The sequence below is a fragment of the Streptomyces sp. NPDC092369 genome, assembly GCF_044755245.1.
In the GTDB taxonomy this organism is placed as follows: domain Bacteria; phylum Actinomycetota; class Actinomycetes; order Streptomycetales; family Streptomycetaceae; genus Streptomyces.
Map to the genome: position 1 here is coordinate 690,625 of NZ_JBIVQP010000001.1, position 15,518 is coordinate 706,142.

The window sequence follows — 15,518 nt, forward strand, 5'->3', positions numbered from 1 at the left end:
GGCGGACCGCGCGGGGGTGTCGATGCGTATCGACAGCAATGACGCGTCATCCCCCTTGACACGAAACAGTGGGGATCAGCGGTTGGGCAGGCTCGTCCGACGCAGGGTCAGACGTGGGGTTACCAGTTCGACGGTCGAAGGGGCGGGCACGCTCTCGCGGTTCAGCAGCCGGAACAGGATCCGCATCGCGCGGCGCGAGACGTCCCTGGGTTCCAGCGAGAGGTTGGTGACGGGAGGTGTGGAGGTCTCGGCCGTCCGGTCCGTGCACAGTCCGATGACGGACAGGTCGCGGCCCGGGACCAGACCGCGGTCCAGCAGGCTCTGCAGGGTCGGCTGGATCAACTGGGGGTCGGGGACGACGAGTCCGAGCCGCTCTCCCCCGCCGGGCCCCCGTTCCGCGAGCGCCTCGTCCAGGGCGGCCTCGGCTCCGGCCCGGCTGGTGTCCGGCGGGCTCACCTCGGCGTACGCGATGCCGTGCGCGGCGGCCGCGTCCTCGGCTCCCCGCAGGAAGCGCCGGACGAAGTTGACGTCGCGCTCCAGCACGTCACGCGGGTAGCCGAGCAGGACGACGCGGTCGTGCGCGGAGGCGGCCAGTTGGTCCACCGCCATGCGTCCGGCCAGGGTGTAGTCCAGGTCGACGCAGTAAAGGCCCGCGGGGTCGTCCGGTACGCCGATCAGGATGACGGGCACGCTCAGCCCGGCCGCCACGGGGATGCGCGGGTCCTTGGACCCGACCTCCATCAGCACGATCGCGTCGCACAGGGACTGGTCGCTGAGCCGGGTGAGGCCCTCGGCGCCCTCGTCCTCGGTGGCCAGGATGACGTTGTGGTCCTCTTCCCGGGCGCACTTGGTGATCGTCTCGATGAAGGGCAGCACGCCCGTCATGTCGGCCCCCGGCGCGAACGGCACGACCAGGCCGATGACTTGGCTGCGCTGGCTCGCCAACGCCCGCGCACCGGCGTTGGGCTGGAACCCCAGGGTCTCGATCGCCTCCTCGACCCGACGCCGGGTCTCGGGGGATATCGAGCGGCGCCCGCTCATGACGTAGGAGACGGTGCTCTGGGAGACGCCCGCCAACCGGGCCACATCCCGGCTTGTCACCATGCGAGCACCTCCCTCGGTCCCCTCGGTGTCGATGCGCTGTCGATACGTATCGACTGACTGGGACGAGACTGTAGGGAGGGGCCGCGAACGACGGCAAGGGCCGTGCAGGAAAAGATTCCGCCGGGCCACCGCGGCCTTGCCCTGCGACGAGCGCCGGCTTATTCGTTTGCCGCAGGTCGGGCCGCTCGGATAGGAAGCTCGCATGCTAACGGGCAGCAAGGTCGGGCTCAGGGCCCGGCACGAGGAGGACACTGCGATCCTCCAGGCCGAACTCCACGACGACGTGGCCAACTACTCGCGGTCCGACGACCGGCCGTGGCGGCCGATCACGCCCAAGGCGAAGGACGCGCGGATCGCGACCGATGACAAGGACGACGGCCAGGTCCGGTTCTCCGTGGTGGAGTTGGACGGCGGCACGCTGCTCGGCGGCGCGACGTTGTGGGGCATCGACAACCACAACCGGTACGCGCACATCGGGCTCGGGCTGCGGCCTTCCGCCCGCGGCAAGGGCTACGGCACCGACGTCGTCGCGGTGCTGTGCCACTACGGCTTCGTCGTACGCGGTTTGCGGCGGCTGCAGATCGAGACGCTCGCGGACAACGAGGCGATGCTGCGCGCCGCCGAGCGCAACGGCTTCGTCCGCGAAGGCGTGCTGCGCTCCTCGGCCTGGGTCATGGGCGAGTTCCTGGACGAGGTCCTGCTCGGCCTCCTCGTCCAGGAGTGGAAGCCGGACGCGGCAGGCTAGGGCGGGCGAAGAGCCGGCTCTGGTGCCTGCCGACGCCCGCGTCACCTCGTCGGCACCGCCACGCGCGGTCCCGCCGTCTGCCTACGCGGCGCCGGGATCGTGCCGAAGTCCGAGTTCTCCAGCAGGACTTGCTGGAGTGTGCGGCGCAGTTCCGTCATGGTTCGCCGGGACTGGGGCGTGTCGGCGTAGATCGAGTTCATGTGGAGGCCGGAGGTGTCCCGCTGGAACCAGGAGGAGGTTCCGTTGGAGCGTGACGCCCATACGTGGGTCGTGGGCCGCCAGTTGTCGTGGTTCTCCGCTCCCGGGCACTTCCTCATGTCGGCGTAGGAGAAGAAGTTCACCGGGAAGGGCCAGGTGCGCTTGGCGAAGTCGTCCGGCGCCAGCAGCTCCCACACCCTGACGAACGGCACGTCGATGCTGCGCAGCATGTCCGCGAAGCCGGCCCGCACATTGGCTACCACCTCGGCGAAGCTCTCCTCCTGCGCCGCGGAGAACTCGATGGGCAGGGTGTTGACGAACCATCCCATCGAGCCCAGCCAGCCGCCTTTGCCGCGTTCGCTGACCGGCATCACCCCGCGGTAGACGCCTGGACCGCCCGTCTGTCGCAGGGAGATCGCGACCGCGGCCAGCACCCCCATGAACGCCTTCCCGCCGACCGCGCGGCAACGGTTCTCCAACTCGGCGGTCTGCCGGGCGTCGAGGAGCGGGAACGCCTCGTTGACGGTGGGGTACGTACGCTCCGGGTCGATCCCGAGATCGAGCGGGAACCGCGGGAAGAACTCACCGTTGCGCGCGATGAAGGACTTCCAGTAGTCCAGCCGGCTGTCGCACTCGCTGATCGCCAGATAGCGGTGGCGCTGTTCCTGCGCGAAGTCCAAGTAGCTGCCGACCGTGGGGAGTACGACGTCACAGCCGGCCGCGTACGCGGTGTACGCGGTCTGGATGTCGCTGACGACGTTCGGCATCGACATGCCGTCGCACACGATGTGGTCGAAGGCGAGGTACACCGTCGAGGAGTCGTCCCGGACCACCGCTCCCATCAGGAACAGCGGCCAGGAGAGCGTGTCGATCCGCTCCTTGAAGCTGTCGGACAGGAAGGTCCGCAGTTCGTCCGTGGAGTCGAACTCCCCTACCTCGACCGGCGTCAGGCCGATGTCCTGCGGGCCGAGCGGCTCGCACGCCAACTCGCCCGCCAGCCGCCGGAACTCGCACCGCAGCACCTCGTGCCGCTGCGCGAAGTGCAGCAGGGCGGATTCCAGTGCGCTCCGGTCGAGGGTCCCCGACACCTCGAACGCGACGGCGAGCCAGGAGGAGAACAGATCGTCCGCCTTGCGGCCCTCCTCGGCCACGCTGAAGTGCTTGTCCTGGTTGAACGAGGCCCTTCTGACCGGCCCGTCAGCGCCGCCGCCGGCCTGCTCCCCCGTCCGCCCGAGCCGCCACTCCACCAGGCGCCCGGGCGCCAAGTCGAGTGCCTCCAAGGGAAACTGCCTCATGCTGGCTCTCCCGCCACGTAAGAACAACTCTCTGGACGGGTAACGACCGTGCGCTGATCAGGTGGCGACGTCGGCCGCGCGGACCTGCGCGCATGGGCAGGCGGGTCGGGGGTATTCGGATCGCGACCGTCAGGTTCACGCGAATGGAGACCTCTGGTGCTGATGGCCCACCCCGCGGTGTTGAAGGACCTCGTCGAGCAGTACGAGACCCTGTGCGCGCTGCATGCCGAGAACGGCAGCCCCGCCGCACGACGCCGGATGGACGACGTCGCCTACACGCTGTGTGTGTCCACCGGTACCCGGGACGTCGAGTCGGCCCTCGTCGCCGCCCGCCACCGACTCCCCGGCGCCCGCCCCCAGGACGACTCCGTGCTCACCGCCGGCTGACCCCACACCACCCCGGCCTTCGGTCACGCCCTCTCACAGTTCGGTCGTGGAAGCCGTACGCCCTTATATCGAGGCGGGGTTCACCGAGGTGGCCCACAAAGGCGGGCACCGGCAGAGTGCCGGTGCCCGCCCTCATGTGCTGTGCTGCGGAGTGACGGTCAGACCTGTCGGTCTCCGTAGTAGCCGCCGACCTGCTCGTGGTAGCCGGCGTCCCCGACGTGCTTGTCCTTGTCGAACTCGGGGGAGTTCTTGATCTCTTCCTTGGTGCGGCCGACGTGGACCGTCCGCTCCGCGACGTCGATGGACGAGATGACACCGGCGGGGAGCAGAACCTGCTTGCCGAAGATCCACACTCCGGTGTCGACGACGATGTACGCGGCCCCGACGTCCTCGGAGTGCTTGTCGACCTTGCCGATCGATCCATCGCTCGCCTCGACCTTGAATCCGGTCAGGTCCATCCCCGCCTGGTGACCCGTCTCGGCCTGGTAGCCCCACATGTTGTCAGTCATACAAAACCTCCCCTTGCAATGCGTGAATATCGAGGAAGCCCGTCCGGTATTACGGTGGGCGGCCCTCGGCAGGTCGGGTGCCTATCGTTTTCGGTCCCACACCTTCATCCATTTATTAATGGCGGACCCCGCACCGCCGAATATCAACGGCGCGACAAAGTACGGAAATCAACACAACCGTTTTTTGGCCTCCGAGCGCGTCCGGACGCCGCGGCGGCCCGCATGAGACGGGCCAGGCGGGTTACTCGTGGACCGTGCTGAGAACAGGAATGGTCGCGGTGGTCGTGTGCGCCGCCCTCGCAGTGGTCGGTGCGGCCGTGATGACGTCGCCGTGGTGGTGGGTGGCCGCTGTGCCACTGGCCGCGCTCGGCGCGATCGGGGTGTGGGACCTGACCCAGCGACGGCACTCGGTGCTGCGCAACTATCCGGTGATCGGGCACGCCCGCTTCCTGCTGGAGCGCATCCGCCCCGAGCTGCAGCAGTACTTCGTGGAGCGGAACTTCGACGGGCGGCCCTTCGACCGGGACATCCGCAGCATCGTCTACGAGCGCGCCAAGGGCACCGCCGCCGAGGAGCCGTTCGGTACCGAACGCGACGTGTACCAGGCGGGATACGAGTACCTGGTGCCGTCGATGGCGCCCCGCCCGGTGCCCGAACACCCGCCGCGCGTACGGATCGGAGGCCCGGACTGCACCCGGCCCTACGACATGGCCCTGCTGAACGTCTCCGCGATGAGCTTCGGCTCGCTGTCCGCCAATGCCGTCCTGGCGCTCAACGAGGGCGCCGCGGCGGGCGGTTTCGCGCACGACACCGGTGAGGGCGGCCTGTCGGAGTACCACCTGCGCCCGGGCGGTGACCTGGTCTGGGAGATCGGTACCGGCTACTTCGGCTGCCGGACCCGGGACGGGGACTTCGATGCCGGGGAGTTCGCCGAGAAGGCGTCGGGCGAGAGCGTGAAGTGCGTGTCGCTGAAGCTCTCGCAGGGGGCCAAGCCCGGGATCGGGGGTGTGCTGCCCGGAGCCAAGGTCAACGCGGAGATCGCCCGGGTGCGGGACGTGCCCCAGGGGGAGACGGTCGTGTCACCGCCGTACCACCGGGTGTTCTCCACGCCTCGTGAACTCGTCCGTTTCATCGCGCGGATGCGGGAGCTGTCCGGCGGCAAGCCGGCCGGTTTCAAGCTGTGCGTCGGGTCCCGGCGCCAGTTCCTCGCCGTGTGCAAGGCGATGATCGAGGAGGGCACCGCGCCCGACTTCATCATCGTCGACGGCGCGGAGGGCGGTACGGGCGCCGCACCGCTCGAATTCGCCGACCACATCGGCACACCGCTCACCGAGGGCCTGATGACCGTGCACAACGCGCTGGTCGGCGCCGGCCTGCGGGACCGGATCCGGATCGGCGCGAGCGGCAAGATCGCCACCGGGACGGACCTCGTCAAACGCATGATCCAGGGCGCCGACTACGGCAACGCGGCCCGCGCCATGATGTTCGCGGTCGGCTGCATCCAGGCCCAGCGCTGCCACACCAACACCTGCCCCGTCGGCGTCACCACCCAGGATCCGCGCCGGGCCCGCGCGCTGGACGTCAGTGACAAGGCCGCGCGGGTGCGACGCCTCCAGGAGGCCACTGTCGGCAGCGCCCTGCAGATCATGGCCTCCATGGGAGTCACCGACCCCGCACAGCTCCACCCGCACATGCTGCGGCGGCGCGTCGACCCGCAGACGGTGCGCTCCTACGACGTGCTGTACGACTGGCTCTCCCCCGGCCAGTTGCTGGTCGAGCCGCCCGCCGACTGGGCGGCCGACTGGAAGGCCGCCGACCCCGACCGCTTCACGATCTGACCTGGCTCCGACCCGCCTCTGTCCTGTTTCCGACCTGGAGGAACCCGTGGCACGAGATCGCCGTCCCCGCCAGACCCACCACTGAACGCGACCACGCCCGCCCAGGGATTCCCAGGAATCCGGGGCGGGCTGTGGTCATGGCTGATCGTGCGGTCAAAAAGGCACGGGTCAGCGGCGGCGCAGCATCATGACGATGAGGACAATGACAATGATGAGGACGACGGTACCCAGACCTATGTACACGAGTTTCTCTTTCCTTCGGGAAGCAGCGCCCATCGGTGCCGCAGACAACCGAGTGCCCCCGTTGACGCGTTTCAGCCCTCGTATTTCCTGATGCCATTTCCGGTGCGGCGATGAGGTGTCGTTGCCGGGGTACCCGGACACCCGATCAGGTGGTGGCAGCAGAAGGCCAGTCGATCGTCGACGAGGACAGGTGAGCACACATGACAACAGAAGGCACCCCCCGCACCGGCAGTGGAGCGCAGGAACCGGTCGGCGATCTGGTCCAACGCGCCTCGCAGCAGTTGTCGCAGTTGGTCCGCGACGAAATGCGCCTGGCGCAGGCGGAGATGGTTCAGAAGGGCAGGCGCTTCGGCAAGGGTGGCGGACTGTTCGGCGGCGCCGGGCTGCTGGGTGTCCTCACCCTCCAGGCACTGGTGGTCACCGTGATCGCCGCGCTCTCGCTCGTCATGGACGTGTGGGCGGCGGCGCTGATCACCACCGCGGCCCTGGCCGCCGTCACCGGACTGATGGCGGCTCTCGGCAAGCAGCAGATCAGCAAGGCGTCCCCGCCGACGCCGGAACAGACCATCGACAGCGTCAAGGCAGACGTAGCCGAAATCAAGGAGAAGGCACACCGATGACTCAGGACAAGCCGCACACGGGCGATGAGGCAGCACCCTCCACGGAGGAACTGCGTGAGCGGGTCGAGGCGACGCGCGAGGAACTCGGCGAGACCGTCGAGGCGCTCGCGGCCAAGGCCGACGTCAAAGCCCGTGCCCAGGAGAAGACGGACGCCGTCAAGCAGCAGGTCGAGGAGAAGACGACCCAGGCCAAGGCGCAACTGCGGGACAAGGCGTCGCACGTGGCCCAGGTGGTGCACGACAAAACCCCGGAGACCGTACGGGTCAAGGCCGGCGCGGCCACGGAACAGGTCCGCGACAAGGCGGTCCAGGCCGGGCAGCTCGCCCGGGAGAAGACCCCGGATCCGGTGCTCGAGAAGGCCGATCAGGGCATGCGGGCGGCACGCGCCAACCGCGTCCCGCTGCTCGCCGCGGCCGGCGCGTTCATCGCCCTGCTGCTCATCCGCCGTTCCAGGAAGCACCGATGATCGAGGCTCCCGAGGGCGCGTAAGCCACTCGGAGTGGCCTTGGGCTCCGTCGACGTCCCCCGCGACCAGAACGCGGGGGACGTCGACGGGCCGGCGGCTTTCGGGACGACCTCCTGAACCGCAGAGGTCAGCGCACCCTGCCTCGCGGCTTCAACGCCACCGGGGGCAGTTCGGGCGCCGGCACCGGGTCACCGTCGTAGCCCTTCACCTCGCCGAAGCGGGTCCCCGTCATCCAGTCCGTGCGGGCCTGCTCGATCTCCTCCTGGGTGCGGCCGATCCAGTTCCAGAACATGATCAGCTCCTCCTCGAACGGCTCACCGCCCAGAAGCATCAGACCGGCGTCCGACTCGGCCCGCACCGGCAGTTCGTCGCGGCCGCAGCCGAGGTAGAGCATCGAGCCCGGCAGCAGGGGCACGCCGTCGACGCGGGTCTCGCCGGACATCGCGAGGACGGCGTACTCGAAGTCCCGCTCCAGCGGGATGCGTACGTCCGCCCCGGCAGCGAGCGTCAGGTCGGCGCCGACGAGCGGGGTGTACGTCGTGCCGGGCGAGCTCGCCCCGTCGAGGTCGCCCAGGATCAGGGTGGCCTTGAGTCCCGGTGCCGTGACGACCGGGAGCTCGGCGTGGTGCTCGAAGCGCGGGTCGGTGTGGCGGTGGCCGTCGGGGAGAGCGACCCACAGCTGCGCGCCGTGCAGGAGCCGCGCGTGCGGACGGGGGCTCTCCTCCGAGTGACTGATCGCGCGGCCGGAGGTCATCAGGCCGAGCTCGCGCGGGCGGATCGTCTGCAGGCTGCCCGTCGAGTCGCGGTGCAGCACCTCGCCCTCGTGCAGCCAGCTCACCGTCTGCAGGCCCATGTGCGGGTGCGGCGGGACCTGCATCCCGGGCTCGTCGGCGATGTCGTCGGGGCCGTAGTGATCGACGAAGCACCAGGCGCCGACCATCCGGCGACCCAGGTTGGGCAGCAGACGACGGACCTCGGTCGACGCGCCGAGCTGGACCCGGCGAGGGCTGAGGAGTTCACGCACGGGCTCCGCCACCACGAAGCCACGACCACCGCACAGGGCGGGAACCGCCTCGCGATCAAGATTGCTCATGTCCCACAACCTAGCCCCGTGAGGGCCGTTCCGTCAGTCCGGGTGAAATTAGTAGCCATGGACATAGTCGCCATGTACTGTATTCGTCATGAGCAAGGATTCAGGCGCGGGTTCCGGCACAGGTTCCGAGAAGGCGACGCCCGGCGCCCTGGTGTGGCGGCTGTCGATGAAGTGGCGGGTCGCGGTCGACCGGGCGGTGGCCCCGCTGGGGCTGACCCACGCGCAGTACGTCCTGGTGGCCTCGCTGTACGGCCTGCGGCGGGCCGGAGAGCGTCCCAGCCAGCGGCGCCTGGCCGACGTCACGGGTCTTGAACCGCTCTACGTGTCCAAGCTGGCGCGCGCCCTGGAGGCGGCCGGCCTGGTCGAGCGGGACCGGGACCCCAGGGATCCCCGCGCCGTGCAACTGGCGCTCACCGAGCAGGGCCGCGAGGTCACCGGGCGCGCGATCAAGGTCGTACAGGGGCTGCTGCGGCAGCTGCTGGCGCCGCTCGGCGGGCTGGACAGCCCGCGCGCCAAGGAGTTCTCGCGCGATCTGGCGACCCTGCTCGACGCACCCCTGGACCCCTTCGCGCCCACCGTGCACGACGACAACGAGCACGAAGACGAAGGCGAAGACCAAGACAACGAGACGGAGCAGTCATGACCACCATCGCACCCACCGTCAACGGCCAGGTCATCGGCCTGGCCCACTACGCGGGCCGCGCGGTCCTGGAGAGCGTTCTGGCCCTCCGCGGCACCACCTTCTCCCAGCAGATCACCCTGACCCGCGTCGTCGGCGGCCCCGTCGAGCGCGACGCGCTCGCCGAGGAGGTCTCCGGCGCGCTCAAGACCGGCACGGCCGAGGTCCAGGGCGTCGTCGACGAGCTGATCGGCAAGGGGCTGCTGGCGCCCGAGGCCTCGCGGGTCGGGCTCACGGACGCCGGGCGGGCGTACTGCGCCGAGGTGTCGGCCGAGACCGGGGCGATATCCGCCCGGATCTACGCCGGCATCCCGGCCGAGGACCTGGCGGCGGCCGGACGCGTGCTGGCCCAGGTGACCGAGCGGGCCAACGCGGAGCTGGCCGCGCGCCGCTCCTGACGCACCCGCCACCCCAGAGGTAGTGGAATATTCAATCAACTCCTCCGGTTGTGCAGGCCGAAGGAGGCAACGAGTGGACACCACGTACTACGACCACGGAACACCGGCGGAGCGCTGGGAGCGCGCGCAGATGTTCTTCGACGCCAAGGACTTCACGGCCGCCGCACGGGTGTTGGACGGGCTGGTCGAGGAGGTGCCGGAGCAGAGCGGACCCCGGCTGCTGCTGGCGCGGGCCTACTACCACTCGGCCCAACTGAAGCGCGCGGAGAGCGAGTTGCGTGTCATCGTCGAGCGCGACCCGGTGGACCACTACGCCCGGCTGCTGCTCGGCCGCACGCTGCAGCGGCAGAGCCGGGACGACGAGGCCGACTCGCACCTGCGGATCGCCTCGGCGCTCGCGGGCGACTTCGAGCAGGTCTGAGCCGTACCGCACGAGCGACACGCACGACCGACCCCCGGGTCACCTCCGTATCGAGGTGACCCGGGGGTCGTCCGTCATGCGGCCGCCGCTGTCCCCCGCCGGTGGGCTATCTCGCCCAGCAGGATGTCGGCCGCGATGAAGGCGGCCAGGGGGATGCCGAGCAGCGGTACGAAGTAGCCGAGGACCGCGATGACGGCGACGCACGGGACGAGGATCTGCGGGGGCACGTTCTGCCAGGCGCCGCGCGGGATCGGCCGGCCGAAGGAGGAGCCCCGGCCGCGCTGCCACCACATGCGGTAGCCCCAGACGATCAGCAGGACCAGGGAGCCCGCGAGCAGCATCAGGGCGATCTGGTTGACCAGACCGAACAGGACGCCGGTGTGCAGGTCGATGCCCCAGCGGGTCAGCTTGGCGAGCAACGGGTAGTCGGCGAACCGGAGTTCGTCGGTGACCTTGCCGGTGGCCGGGTCGACGGCGACGGCGTCCTGCTTCTCGGGCCAGCTGCGCTGGACCTGGCGGACGACGTACGCGGAGTTCGCGTCGGCGGGCGGGACGATCTCGACGGGGTCGGTGAGCCCCTTCGCGCGGGCCGCGTCGAGAACCGTGTCGAGGCCTGCGCCGTGTTCGACGTCGCCGGTGGTGGTGGCCGCCCCGTGCCCGGCGTGCTCGCCGCCGGCCGCCGCGGAGACGGACGGGGTGGACTGGCCGAGCGAGGTGCGCAGTTCGTCGATATTCGCACCGGCGTACGTGGACCAGGTCAGGCCGGTCGCCGAGAGGAAGATGAACCCGGCCGCCGCCCAGACGCCGACCGTGCCGTGCAGACCGAGCGTGCGGCGCCGGCCGCTGGTGCCGCGCAGCTTGCGCAGGGCCCGGCGGCGGGAGAACCACAACACCAGACCACCGCCCGCGATGACCCACAGCCAGCTCGCGGCGAACTCGCTGTAGAGCCGGCCGGTGTCGCCGAGGTGCAGATCGCGGTGGAACTCGTCGATCCAGGTGCGCAGGGGCAGCGCGCCGGTCGAGCCGTACTGTTCGAGGGCGCCGCGCACCTTGCCGGTGTACGGGTCGACGAAGACCGCGAGGGTGTGGTCCGGGTCGACGCCCGCGACGCCCGACAGCATCACCCTGGTGGTGGCGTCGGGGTCCGGGGAGGGGCGTACGGCGGACACGGTGCCCTCGGGGTGGGCCTTGCGGGCGGCGGCCACCTGCTCGGAGAGGGGCAGCTCGGTGTCGCCGACCTTCGCGACGGTCATCTCGTGGGCGTACACGAGCTTCTCGGCCTGGAACGCGCCGGCGTAGAGGAAGCCGGTGACGGCGGCGACGAGCAGGAACGGTGCGACGAACACTCCGGCGTAGAAGTGCAGGCGCAGCACCAGGGGGCGCAGCGGGGCCCATCCGGAGGGGGTCGGCGCGGGGACGGCGGCGGGTTGCGGTGCCTCGTCCGTGGTGGTCGGGGGCGCGGTGGACATCGGCGGGATCTCCGGGGGACGGGGACGGTGTGTGACTGTGGCGGTCCAGTAGTCGGGCGCGGAGGGCGTCGAGTTCCCGGCGACCCAAGTGGCGTACGTCACAGGGCGCGACGGCGGTGGCGGAACGTCATGGCATCCTGGCCCGATGGCAACTCCCCGTGACCCCGCATCCCTTGTCGACCTGGTCGAGGAACTCCTCGCGACCGACGGCCCGTTGCCGATCGTGGCCGCCGGCGACCCGGTACTGCGCAAGGGCACCGAGCGCTTCGACGGTCAGCTCGACCCAGCGCTGCTGGCCCGTTTCGTCGAGGCCCTGCGGGTCACCATGCACGCGGCGCCGGGCGTGGGCCTGGCGGCGCCGCAGGTCGGCGTCCCGCTGCGGATCGCGGTGATCGAGGACCCGGCGCCGGTGCCGGACGAGGTGCGCGTCGCCCGGGGCCGGGTGCCGCAGCCGTTCCGGGTGCTGGTCAATCCGTCCTACGAGCCCGTCGGCGGCGAGCGGGCCGCGTTCTTCGAGGGCTGTCTGAGCGTGCCGGGGTGGCAGGCGGTGGTGGCCCGGCACGCCGAGGTGCGGCTGACCGGCGAGGACGGGCAAGGGCGCGCGGTGGACGAGGTGTTCACCGGCTGGCCGGCGCGGATCGTGCAGCACGAGACGGACCATCTCGACGGCCTGTTGTACCTGGACCGCGCCGAGTTGCGCTCGCTGTCCTCGAACGAGGCGATGGCGCAGCGGTGGACCGCACCGACGCCGGCGGAGGCCGCGCGGGAACTCGGCTTCGAACTGCCGTAGCCCGAAACCGACTGGCCCGTGGACCCGCTGCGAGTCACCCGTGGACCGGCTCGGCGCTGTTGCCCACCGCGGCGCGGGGATCACCGAGACCCGGTGACCCCCGCGTGAACTCCGCTGTCCCGCAGGTCAGTTGTCCCGGTACGCCTCCAGCAGGCGCAGCCACACCTCGCTGAGCGTCGGGTAGGACGGCACCGCGTGCCAGAGCCGGCTGATGGGCACCTCGCCGGCGACCGCCACGGTCGCCGAGTGGATGAGCTCGCCGACACCGGGGCCGACGAAGGTGACGCCGAGCAGGATCTCGCGTTCGAGGTCGACGACCAGGCGGGCCTTGCCGCGGTAGTCGTCCGCGTAGAGTCCCGCACCGGCCACCGAGGACAACTCGACGTCCACGGCACGCACCCGGCGCCCGGCCTGTTCGGCCTCCGCGAGCGAGAGGCCGACGGACGCGGCCTCCGGGTCGGTGAAGACGACCTGCGGGACGGCACTGTGGTCGGCGGTGGCCGCGTGCGCGCCCCAGGGGTCCGTCTCCAGGAGCGGTACGCCGGCGGCGCGGGCGGCGATGGCGGCGCCCGCGATCCGGGCCTGGTACTTGCCCTGGTGGGTCAACAGCGCGCGGTGGTTGACGTCGCCGACCGCGTAGAGCCACTCGCTGCCGGTGACGCGGAGGCTGTCGTCGACGGTGAGCCAGGAGCCGGGGGCCAGGCCGACCGTGTCCAGGCCGATGTCCTCGGTGCGCGGGACGCGGCCGGTGGCGAAGAGGATCTCGTCGGCCTCGATGCGGTCACCCTGGCCGGTGACGACCACGACCGTGCCGTTCTCCCGGGTCACGGACTCGACCGAGGTGCCGGTGCGCACGTCGACGCCCGCCGCGGTGAGCGCCTCGGCGATCAGTTCGCCCGCGAAGGGCTCCATGCGGTTGAGCAGGCCCTTGCCGCGGACCAGGAGGGTGACGCGCGAGCCGAGGGCCTGCCAGGCGGTGGCCATCTCGGTGGCGACCACACCACCGCCGACCACGACGAGACGGCCCGGTGCCGCCTCGGCGCTGGTGGCCTCGCGGCTGGTCCAGGGGCGGACCTCGGCGAGTCCGGGCAGGTCGGGCAGTGCGGCGCCGGTGCCCGTGGCGACGGCGACCGCGTGCCGGGCGGTCAGCGTCTTCACCGTGCCGTCGGGGCCGGTCACCGTGACCGTGCGGGGTCCGGCGAGGCGGCCGTGGCCGCGGTAGAGATCGGCGCCGATGCCGTCCAGCCAGCCGACCTGACCGTCGTCCTTCCAGTGGGAGGTGAAGTAGTCCCGGCGGGCGAGGACCGCGGCCGTGTCGAGCGGGCCCTGCACGTCCTGACTCAGGCCCGGCAGCCGGCGGGCGTCCGCCTGGGCGATCACCGGGCGCAGCAGGGCCTTGCTGGGCATGCACGCCCAGTACGAGCATTCGCCTCCGACGAGCTCGCTCTCCACGATCGCGGTGGAGAGACCGGCCGCACGCGTGCGGTCCGCGACGTTCTCCCCCACGGGCCCGGCCCCGAGCACCACTACGTCGTACGCGATGGATTCCGTTTCCGTCATAGGGCCAGTCTGGTGGGTGGTGTGGCCGGAGGCCACACGGGTAGGGGCGCGGAATACGTGACCGGCCGGCCGCGTTGTGCCGACGGCTTCGCCCCGACACGAGGAAGTAGGGATACACGCCATGAGCCGCACCGTGGAGCTCACCAAGGAGAACTTCGACCAGACGGTCACGGACAACGAATTCGTCCTGATCGACTTCTGGGCAGCCTGGTGCGGGCCGTGCCGTATGTTCGCCCCGATCTACGACAAGGCCGCCGAGGAGAACCCGGACCTGGTGTTCGGCAAGATCGACACCGAGGCGCAGCCGGAGCTGGCAGCCGCCTTCGGGATCCAGTCGATCCCGACGCTGATGATCGTGCGTGACCAGGTCGCGGTGTACGCCCAGGCGGGCGCCCTGCCGGAGGCCGCTCTGACGGACGTCATCGGTCAGGCCCGCAAGCTCGACATGGACGAGGTCCGCAAGGCCGTCGCCGAGCAGCAGGCGCAGGCCGAGCAGAACGGCGAGTAGGTCTCAGCCCGGGAGCGGCAGTCCCGTGTAGTTCGCGGCCAGTTCGGCGGCCGCGTGCCGGGACGAGGTGATCCGGCCAAGACGCGCGAGCTGCATCCGGTTCTCGAAAGCGTCCCCGTCCGGCTGAGCGTGCAGCATCCGGGTCATGTCGTACGAGAAACGCGTGGCCTGCCAGACGCGTGCGAGGCATGCGTCCGAGTAGGTGTCCAGGAGCCGTTCTGAGCCCGTGCGGTGCAGTTCGGCGAAGGCGCGGGCCAGCACGCGGACGTCGGAGACGGCGAGGTTGAGTCCCTTGGCGCCGGTCGGCGGCACGATGTGCGCGGCGTCGCCGGCCAGCAGCAGCCGGCCCAGGCGCATCGGTTCATGGACGTAACTCCGCATGGGCGTCACGGACTTGGCGGTGATCGGGCCGCGCTTGAGGGTCCAGTCGGCGTCGACGGCGAACCGCGCGGCGAGTTCGTCCCAGATCCGCTCCTCCGGCCAGTCGTCGGGGTCGGTGTCGTTGGGCACTTGCAGATACAGGCGTGAGACGTGCGGGGAGCGCATGCTGTGCAGGGCGAAGCCGCCCTCCCCGCGCGCGTAGATCAACTCGTCGCAGGACGGCGCCACATCGGCCAGGACACCGAGCCAGGAGTACGGGTAGTCGTGCGCGTACGAGCGCCCGACCTCGGCCGGGAAGGTGCCGCGCGAGATGCCGTGGAAGCCGTCGCAGCCGACCACCCAGTCGCAGCTCAGCGTCTGCTCGCGGCCCTCGTGCACGAACCGGACGACCGGCGCCTCGCTCTCCGGCTTCTCGATCGTGAGAGCCTCCGCCTCGAACAACAGCGGTGGCCCCTCCGCGAGTTGGAGGGCGACGAGGTCCTTCACGATCTCGGTCTGGGCGTAGATGGTGACCGTGCGGCCACCGGTGAGGGCCGGGAAGTCGATGTGGTGGCGTTCGCGGTCGAAGCGCAGCTCGATGCCCTGGTGCACCAGGCCTTCGGCGCCGAGGCGGTCGGCGGCGCCGGCCTCGCGCAGGGCGTCCACCGTGCCCTGCTCCAGCATGCCAGCGCGCTGACGCTGCTCGACGTACTCCCGCGTCCTGGCCTCCAGGACGACACAGTCCAGGCCCGCGCGGTGCAGCAGCCGGGCGAGGAGCAGCCCGGCGGGGCCGCCGCCGATGATGCCGACCGTCGTGCGCATGGGCGCCTCCTG

Annotated in this window: 17 protein-coding genes; 10 read left to right on the forward strand and 7 right to left on the reverse strand. The window is 70.6% G+C overall.

Annotation, left to right across the window (positions count from 1 at the left end; all coding sequences use genetic code 11):
• Positions 1–75: 75 nt before the first annotated feature.
• On the reverse strand, positions 76–1,104 hold the full coding sequence (locus ACIQI8_RS03060) for a LacI family DNA-binding transcriptional regulator (protein WP_402344155.1): 1,029 nt from the start codon (positions 1,102–1,104) through the stop codon (positions 76–78).
• 202 nt (positions 1,105–1,306) lie between these two features.
• Here ACIQI8_RS03060 and ACIQI8_RS03065 point away from each other — a divergent pair, with 202 nt between their 5' ends.
• A complete protein-coding gene (locus tag ACIQI8_RS03065; RefSeq protein ID WP_402344158.1) occupies positions 1,307–1,849 on the forward strand; it encodes a GNAT family N-acetyltransferase in 543 nt (180 codons plus the stop codon).
• A 41-nt stretch (positions 1,850–1,890) separates the two neighbouring features.
• On the opposite strand, the gene ACIQI8_RS03070 is transcribed toward ACIQI8_RS03065, so the two are convergent.
• Entirely contained in the window at positions 1,891–3,342 is a 1,452-nt protein-coding gene (locus tag ACIQI8_RS03070; protein ID WP_402344161.1) for a condensation domain-containing protein, read from the reverse strand.
• Positions 3,343–3,498: 156 nt separating this feature from the next.
• On the opposite strand from ACIQI8_RS03070, the gene ACIQI8_RS03075 reads away from it, so the two are divergent.
• Positions 3,499–3,729, forward strand: coding sequence for a DUF5133 domain-containing protein (locus tag ACIQI8_RS03075; RefSeq protein ID WP_402344165.1), 231 nt, complete (start codon positions 3,499–3,501; stop codon positions 3,727–3,729).
• A 158-nt stretch (positions 3,730–3,887) separates the two neighbouring features.
• Here ACIQI8_RS03075 and ACIQI8_RS03080 read toward each other — a convergent pair whose 3' ends face one another.
• Positions 3,888–4,238: a PRC-barrel domain containing protein gene (locus ACIQI8_RS03080; protein WP_402344167.1), complete on the reverse strand. Its 351-nt coding sequence runs from the start codon at positions 4,236–4,238 to the stop codon at positions 3,888–3,890.
• 269 nt (positions 4,239–4,507) lie between these two features.
• On the opposite strand from ACIQI8_RS03080, the gene ACIQI8_RS03085 reads away from it, so the two are divergent.
• The 3 genes from ACIQI8_RS03085 to ACIQI8_RS03095 all read left to right on the forward strand — a co-directional run bounded on the left by ACIQI8_RS03085 (position 4,508) and on the right by ACIQI8_RS03095 (position 7,406).
• On the forward strand, positions 4,508–6,076 hold the full coding sequence (locus ACIQI8_RS03085; RefSeq protein WP_402346652.1) for an FMN-binding glutamate synthase family protein: 1,569 nt from the start codon (positions 4,508–4,510) through the stop codon (positions 6,074–6,076).
• Positions 6,077–6,519: 443 nt separating this feature from the next.
• A complete protein-coding gene (locus tag ACIQI8_RS03090; RefSeq protein WP_402344170.1) occupies positions 6,520–6,939 on the forward strand; it encodes a phage holin family protein in 420 nt (139 codons plus the stop codon).
• Positions 6,936–7,406: a DUF3618 domain-containing protein gene (locus ACIQI8_RS03095; RefSeq protein WP_402344173.1), complete on the forward strand. Its 471-nt coding sequence runs from the start codon at positions 6,936–6,938 to the stop codon at positions 7,404–7,406. The genes ACIQI8_RS03090 and ACIQI8_RS03095 overlap by 4 nt, the downstream gene beginning before the upstream one ends.
• A 127-nt stretch (positions 7,407–7,533) precedes the next feature.
• Here the strand turns inward: ACIQI8_RS03095 and ACIQI8_RS03100 are convergent, their stop codons facing one another.
• Entirely contained in the window at positions 7,534–8,499 is a 966-nt protein-coding gene (locus ACIQI8_RS03100) for a pirin family protein (RefSeq protein ID WP_402344176.1), read from the reverse strand.
• Between the two features lie 88 nt (positions 8,500–8,587).
• Here ACIQI8_RS03100 and ACIQI8_RS03105 point away from each other — a divergent pair, with 88 nt between their 5' ends.
• The 3 genes from ACIQI8_RS03105 to ACIQI8_RS03115 all read left to right on the forward strand — a co-directional run bounded on the left by ACIQI8_RS03105 (position 8,588) and on the right by ACIQI8_RS03115 (position 9,997).
• The gene (locus tag ACIQI8_RS03105; RefSeq protein ID WP_402344179.1) at positions 8,588–9,142 is read left to right on the forward strand and encodes a MarR family winged helix-turn-helix transcriptional regulator; all 555 of its coding nucleotides are present in this window, start codon (positions 8,588–8,590) and stop codon (positions 9,140–9,142) included.
• On the forward strand, positions 9,139–9,576 hold the full coding sequence (locus tag ACIQI8_RS03110; protein WP_402344181.1) for a MarR family transcriptional regulator: 438 nt from the start codon (positions 9,139–9,141) through the stop codon (positions 9,574–9,576). The genes ACIQI8_RS03105 and ACIQI8_RS03110 overlap by 4 nt, the downstream gene beginning before the upstream one ends.
• A 73-nt stretch (positions 9,577–9,649) precedes the next feature.
• Positions 9,650–9,997 (forward strand): tetratricopeptide repeat protein, encoded by a 348-nt coding sequence (locus tag ACIQI8_RS03115; protein WP_402344184.1) that lies wholly within the window; start codon positions 9,650–9,652, stop codon positions 9,995–9,997.
• A 74-nt stretch (positions 9,998–10,071) separates the two neighbouring features.
• Here the strand turns inward: ACIQI8_RS03115 and ACIQI8_RS03120 are convergent, their stop codons facing one another.
• Entirely contained in the window at positions 10,072–11,466 is a 1,395-nt protein-coding gene (locus ACIQI8_RS03120) for a PepSY-associated TM helix domain-containing protein (protein WP_402344187.1), read from the reverse strand.
• Between the two features lie 145 nt (positions 11,467–11,611).
• Between ACIQI8_RS03120 and ACIQI8_RS03125 the strand changes: the two genes are divergently transcribed.
• Positions 11,612–12,256, forward strand: a complete 645-nt coding sequence (locus tag ACIQI8_RS03125) for a peptide deformylase (protein WP_402344190.1) — start codon at positions 11,612–11,614, stop codon at positions 12,254–12,256.
• Between the two features lie 126 nt (positions 12,257–12,382).
• On the opposite strand, the gene ACIQI8_RS03130 is transcribed toward ACIQI8_RS03125, so the two are convergent.
• Positions 12,383–13,816, reverse strand: coding sequence for a dihydrolipoyl dehydrogenase family protein (locus ACIQI8_RS03130; protein ID WP_402344193.1), 1,434 nt, complete (start codon positions 13,814–13,816; stop codon positions 12,383–12,385).
• A 121-nt stretch (positions 13,817–13,937) separates the two neighbouring features.
• Here ACIQI8_RS03130 and trxA point away from each other — a divergent pair, with 121 nt between their 5' ends.
• Complete coding sequence (trxA, locus tag ACIQI8_RS03135; RefSeq protein WP_402344195.1) at positions 13,938–14,324, forward strand: thioredoxin; 387 nt, start codon at positions 13,938–13,940, stop codon at positions 14,322–14,324.
• A 3-nt stretch (positions 14,325–14,327) separates the two neighbouring features.
• On the opposite strand, the gene ACIQI8_RS03140 is transcribed toward trxA, so the two are convergent.
• Positions 14,328–15,506, reverse strand: coding sequence for a 4-hydroxybenzoate 3-monooxygenase (locus tag ACIQI8_RS03140; protein ID WP_402344198.1), 1,179 nt, complete (start codon positions 15,504–15,506; stop codon positions 14,328–14,330).
• Positions 15,507–15,518 lie beyond the last annotated feature (12 nt).